Origin of the sequence: Streptomyces capoamus, assembly GCF_014654935.1 — a bacterium.
Lineage (GTDB): Bacteria > Actinomycetota > Actinomycetes > Streptomycetales > Streptomycetaceae > Streptomyces > Streptomyces capoamus.
Genome location: NZ_BNBF01000022.1, coordinates 78,783 through 83,607 on the forward strand (window position 1 = coordinate 78,783; position 4,825 = coordinate 83,607).

Sequence of the window (4,825 nt, forward strand, 5' to 3'; positions counted from 1 at the left end):
GGCCTCCGGTGCCGACCCGGTGGTGAAGACCGCCGCCTACACGGCCGGCTCCGGCACGTTCACCGTCCCGGCGCGGACCGTCGCGGTGTTCACGCGGGCGGAGAAGTAGGGTCGGACCGACGCCGTAGAACAGGAGTGCGCATGCCGCAGATCACCGTCGACTACTCGGACATCGTGGAGGACGCCTTCGACCGCGAGGGCTTCGCCCGGGCGCTGCACGAGGCGACCGTGGAGATCGCGGCGGCCAAGCCGGAGGCCTGCAAGACGCAGTTCCGGCCGAGCGCGTACACGGTGTTCGGGTACGAGGATCCCGGGGCGCGCGGGCACGCCGTCGTGCACGTGACGATCGGGCTCCTCGCCGGACGCGGCGACGAGACGAAGGCGAAGCTGACGGAGGCGGTCGTGGAGCTGGTCCGCACGCACGTGGCGGACACGGCGTTCGCCGTGCACGCCTCCGCCGAGGTCCGCGACCTGGACCCGTCGTACCGGAAGGCCGACCGGTAGCTCAGGGCGCCAGGGACAGCAGCCGGCCGACGAGCTCCGCGAAGGGGCCGTCGGCCGGCTCGTCCTTCACCATCGTGCGCAGCAGCGCGGCCATGTCCGGGTCGTAGGCCGCGCTGACGGCGGCCAGCGCGGCGAAGTCGTGCACGAGCTGGCGCTCCAGTTCGGCACGCGGCACGCGCCGGCCGTCCAGCCAGATCAGCGCCGTGGACTCGGCGAGCGAGATCCAGGAACGGACCACCAGCTCCAGGCGCGCGGACGCCTCGCGCACGTCCAGGTGCGACAGGATCTGGTCGTACGCGGCCTGCCGCACCGAGTCGACGAGCGCGTTCGTGGTGGAGGAGCCCACGGCCGGGCCGCCGCGCATCAGGGCCGAGAAACCGGGGCCGTGGTCGTCCACGAAGTCGAAGTACCGGCCCATCACCCGCAGTAGCCGGGCGCCCAGCGGGCCCTCGTGGGGCTCGGCGAAACGACTCGCGAGATCCTCCGACGCCCGCTGCAACGCGGCCTCGTACAGGCTGAGTTTGCCGGGGAAGTAGTGGTAGACGAGCGGGCGCGAGATGCCCGCCGCCGTGGCGATCTCGTCGATGGAGACGTCGTCGGGCGAGCGTCGGCTGAACAGGTCGAGGGCGACACCGATCAGCTGCTGCCGCCGCTCCTCGACACCCATCCTGCGGCGAACCCCGGTACTCATGCGAACACTTTACCGATCGATTCCGGCCGCCGGCGTTCCCGTCTTCCGGCGACCTGTGACCGGTGTGGGCGTGGGCGTGGGTGTGGGCGTCGGCTAGTGCAGTCCGCTGATCGTCCGCCCGTCCGCCAGCGTTCCCGTCAGGTCAGCCCGGGCGCCCTGCGCGGCCTTCGCGGCCAGCAACGGGCCCCGCCCGGACGCGGTGACCCCGCCCGACGCCCCGATCGACGCCGTGTCCCTGCCGCCCGCCGCCAGCAGGTACCAGGAGCCCGCCGCCGACTTCCATAGCACCCCGGCCAGCACATGCGGATCACGTGGCCCGCAGGCCGGTACGTCCGTGCCCTTGGCGACGACCGTTCCGGCCACCCCGCCGGGCGTACGGAACAGTGCCAGCGCGGCCGTGCCGTTGCCGCGCCAGGTCTCGGCCCTGGTGCACACCCAGGTGCCGGACCCGCTGCCGTCGGGCAGCGGCTGCTCGGCGTACGCCCAGGCGTTGACGCTCCGGATGCCCGCCGAGCGCTCCGCCGCCAGGGAGCAGGCGAACGGCGCCCACGTCCGCAGCGCCTGGGCGCCGGTCACCTCACCGGCCGCGCCGGGCCGGCCGGCCGTGAGCCGGGCCGGGACCAGCTCGCCGAGGTCGGTGGCCAGGTGCGTGCCGGAGGCGTCGGTCAGCTGGAGCACGGTCCACGAGGCGCAGGCGCCGGACCTGAGGGCGGGGCTGGCCAGCGGCGCGGTGACACCGTCGGCACGGGTCAGCGGCACCGCCGCCGCGTCCGGCTTCGTCAGGTCACGCTGGGCCGCCCCCGTCACCCAGGGCGCGGTCAGGTAGCGGACGTTGCCGTCGGCGCGGCCCAGCACGAGCGCGCTCGCCCCGGCGCCCGTCGCGCCGTCGACCCGGGCGAAGTCCAGGGCCGCGCCCTGCGTGCCGTCCTTCGGCTCGGCGTACCGGGCGACGCGCAGACCGTCGTAGAGGATCACCACCCGGGCGGCGTCGACCGTGCCCGCGTACAGCAGCTGGGGCGGGCCGGCCGGACCGCCGGTCTGGGTGCCCGGGGTCGCCGAGACCCGGACGGTCTCACCGGGGCGGGCCCAGACCGCGAGGGCGCGGCGCAGCAGGGCCTGGTCACCGGTGAGCGGGCCGCGCGCGGGCCACACGGAGAAGTCGGTGCGGGCCGAGGTGCGCCAGGCGTCGGCGGGAATCCGGGTCAGCCGGCCGGGGTCGAGGGCGGCCTCGGCGGCCGGGTTGCCGGCGTAGGCGGGGGCTGCCGCACCGTCGGGGCCCCAGCCGCCGCCGGGCAGGGCGACCAGCACGCCGCACACCGCGAGCGCCGCGGCGGCGGCCAGGGCGGCCTTGGTGTGCTGGCGGCGGCGCACCAGGTCGGTGGGCCGGGCCTGCAGCGAGCACGGGTCGAACTCGGGGGAGGACAGCAGCCCCGGCTGGGCGGGCACGCTGTTCGCCGAGGCCAGCGCGCCGCCCGGGTCGGTCACGCCGACGGCTTCGAGGAGCTCGCGGACGTCCGGGTCGGGCAGCCTCTCCAGGCCGCGCAGGACATAGGCGGCACGGGCCGGTCCGGACAGGCCGGACAGCCGCTGTTCGAGAGCGAGTTCGTCGGCGCCGCCGGAACGCGGGAACAGCCGGAGGCCCCACACCTGGGGCAGCGACGGGGGCAGCTGGGCGAGCCGGGGCAGGCCCTTGCGGGGGCGGGCCGCCTCCAGGGCCGTCCGCAGCACCCGCTCGCGCAGGTAGGCGTACCCGGGGTCGCCCTCCCGGCCCGAGGCCTGGGCCGGGACGACGGACGGGAGCTTGCGGCTCCGGGGCAGCGCGCGCTGGGCGAGGGCGTGTGCGGTCAGCACGCGGCGGCCGCGGCCGAGACCCGGCGGCAGCACGAGGTAGGCGAGCCGGACCAGCCGGGGGTAGTGCTCGACGAGCGCGGCCTCGGCCTGCTCGACGCCGACCGGGCCGGTGCCGCCGGCGGAGGGGGGACGCTGCGATACATGCTGTGACTGCACGTCCGGGAGAACGAGCGAGCCGGTGGTTGGTCACCGCCGGACGAGTGGTTCACACACCCGGTTCGAGCAGGGCGCGCGCGTAGTTCGCCATCGACCGCTGGTAGCGCGGCAGATGGGGGGCGAGGGCACCGAGCACCAGGGACAGGCCCTCGCGGTCCCGGCCGAGGCTGGACAGACACAGGGCGAGACAGGCCCGCACCGCGTCGTCCAACTCGTCCGAGGGGGCGTCCAGTTCGGGCGTGAGCAGCTTGACGCCCTCCTCGGCCTGCCCGGTGTTGCGCAGCGAACTCGCCAGCTGGATCTTCGCCCGGCGGCCCCGGTAGCCGTCGAGTCCGCGGGCCAGCGCCTCCCGGTACAGCGGCACCGCCTGGTCGGAGTGCCCGGTGGAGTCCCAGGCGCAGGCCTGTTCGAAGGGGCCCAGGGGGCTGTCGTCCGGCAGTTCGGCCACGAGTGCGTCGATCCGCGCGCGGAACTCGTGCGCGCGCTCCTCCGGGTAGTCGTCGAAGGCGGCCCAGGCGGCGGTCACGCGGTCTTCCCAGTTCTCGTTCACCGCGCCACCTTCGCACACCCGTACGCGCCCGGTCACCGGATTTGAGCGCACCGCGCGCGGGAGCCGTATCCGAAGGAGCTGGGGCATGCTTCTCACACGAGGACCGGAGGAACAGATGAGGTTGACAGGACTGCTGCTCGGCGCCGCGGCCGTCGTGACGCTGGCGGGGTGCGGCTCGGGCGGGCACACCGAGTCGGTCCCGCCGACCGCGACCGGCAGCCTGGAGCGCCTGGCCGCCGAGGTGAAGTGCAAGCCGAACATGCAGACCGACGCCGACGAGATCCGCCAAGCCCTCTGCCGCAACGGCGACGGCAGGTTCATCCTCGCCACCTTCGCCACCGACCGCGGCCAGCGCGAGTGGATCAACGACGCGAAGGACTACGGCGGTCACTACCTGGTCGGCCGCAAGTGGGTCGCCGTCGGCGACGGCGGTGTGGTCGAGGCGCTGCGCGGCACGCTCGGCGGCGACCTGGAGGAGGGCGCCGACCACCACGCGCACAGCGGCTGACCGCGGTGCCCGGGCAGGACGAAGGCCGGTGACGGGAGGGGGGTCTCGTCACCGGCCTTCTGTCTGGCGTCCGTTACCGGATCACGCGCAGTTCTGACCGTTGTTGATGCAGTTGGCGATCTTGTTGGCCAGACCGTTCTTCGTGACGCTGATGAAGTCGTCGTGGTCCGTGGCCGCCTTGTGCAGCTGCTCCGGGAAGCCGTCCACGGCGTAGGCGTTCTTCACCTGGCCGTTCTGGATGGTCGGCGGGTTGATGTTGTAGACGAGCCGCATGGTCAGCTGCGGAATCGCCTGGAACCCGTTAGGGCAGACACCGCTCGCCGGGTCGGCGAACGCCACGTGGGTGCGGTGGTTGGCGCTGTCGATGTTCTTGCCGTCCCAGCAGCTCTGGAAGGCGAACGTGCGCACCACCTTGCTGCCCTGCGGGCAGATCGGGTACTGCTGCGTCAGCTGCACCTTGTTCTCGAAGCCGGTGCAGCTCCAGTGCGCGTTGGCGTTGGCCAGGCCGTTGGTGGTGGTCTTGGCGTCACCGGTGATGATGCGCAGGAACTGCGGCATCGCGACG

Annotated in this window: 7 protein-coding genes; 3 read left to right on the top strand and 4 right to left on the bottom strand. The window is 73.8% G+C overall.

Features of this window, described 5'->3' with window-relative positions:
• Both IE312_RS42310 and IE312_RS29275 read left to right on the top strand, forming a co-directional pair.
• Positions 1-109, top strand: a 109-nt coding sequence (locus IE312_RS42310) for an alpha-1,6-glucosidase domain-containing protein (protein WP_229900577.1), incomplete at its 5' end; no start/stop codon positions are given.
• 32 nt (positions 110-141) lie between these two features.
• Positions 142-504, top strand: a complete 363-nt coding sequence (locus tag IE312_RS29275) for a 5-carboxymethyl-2-hydroxymuconate Delta-isomerase (protein ID WP_189985304.1) — start codon at positions 142-144, stop codon at positions 502-504.
• A gap of 1 nt (position 505) precedes the next feature.
• Here IE312_RS29275 and IE312_RS29280 read toward each other — a convergent pair whose 3' ends face one another.
• From IE312_RS29280 to IE312_RS29290, 3 genes are all read right to left on the bottom strand, one after another.
• A complete protein-coding gene (locus tag IE312_RS29280) occupies positions 506-1,195 on the bottom strand; it encodes a TetR/AcrR family transcriptional regulator (protein ID WP_229900562.1) in 690 nt (229 codons plus the stop codon).
• A 93-nt stretch (positions 1,196-1,288) separates the two neighbouring features.
• The gene (locus IE312_RS29285) at positions 1,289-3,202 is read right to left on the bottom strand and encodes a hypothetical protein (protein ID WP_189985305.1); all 1,914 of its coding nucleotides are present in this window, start codon (positions 3,200-3,202) and stop codon (positions 1,289-1,291) included.
• 49 nt (positions 3,203-3,251) lie between these two features.
• Positions 3,252-3,770 carry a tetratricopeptide repeat protein gene (locus IE312_RS29290; protein ID WP_189985363.1) on the bottom strand — a complete coding sequence of 173 codons (519 nt, stop codon included), beginning with the start codon at positions 3,768-3,770 and terminating at the stop codon, positions 3,252-3,254.
• A 97-nt stretch (positions 3,771-3,867) separates the two neighbouring features.
• On the opposite strand from IE312_RS29290, the gene IE312_RS29295 reads away from it, so the two are divergent.
• Complete coding sequence (locus IE312_RS29295; RefSeq protein ID WP_189985306.1) at positions 3,868-4,260, top strand: hypothetical protein; 393 nt, start codon at positions 3,868-3,870, stop codon at positions 4,258-4,260.
• Between the two features lie 81 nt (positions 4,261-4,341).
• Here the strand turns inward: IE312_RS29295 and IE312_RS42315 are convergent.
• Positions 4,342-4,825 (bottom strand): DUF1996 domain-containing protein (locus tag IE312_RS42315; RefSeq protein ID WP_229900563.1); only part of this gene is annotated, 484 nt, incomplete at its 5' end.

Coding starts and splice junctions, on each gene's coding strand:
- IE312_RS29280 (WP_229900562.1), bottom strand. CDS start 1,195: ATGAGTACCGGGGTTCGCCGCAGGATGGGTGTCGAGGAGCGGCGGCAG.
- IE312_RS29275 (WP_189985304.1), top strand. CDS start 142: ATGCCGCAGATCACCGTCGACTACTCGGACATCGTGGAGGACGCCTTC.
- IE312_RS29295 (WP_189985306.1), top strand. CDS start 3,868: ATGAGGTTGACAGGACTGCTGCTCGGCGCCGCGGCCGTCGTGACGCTG.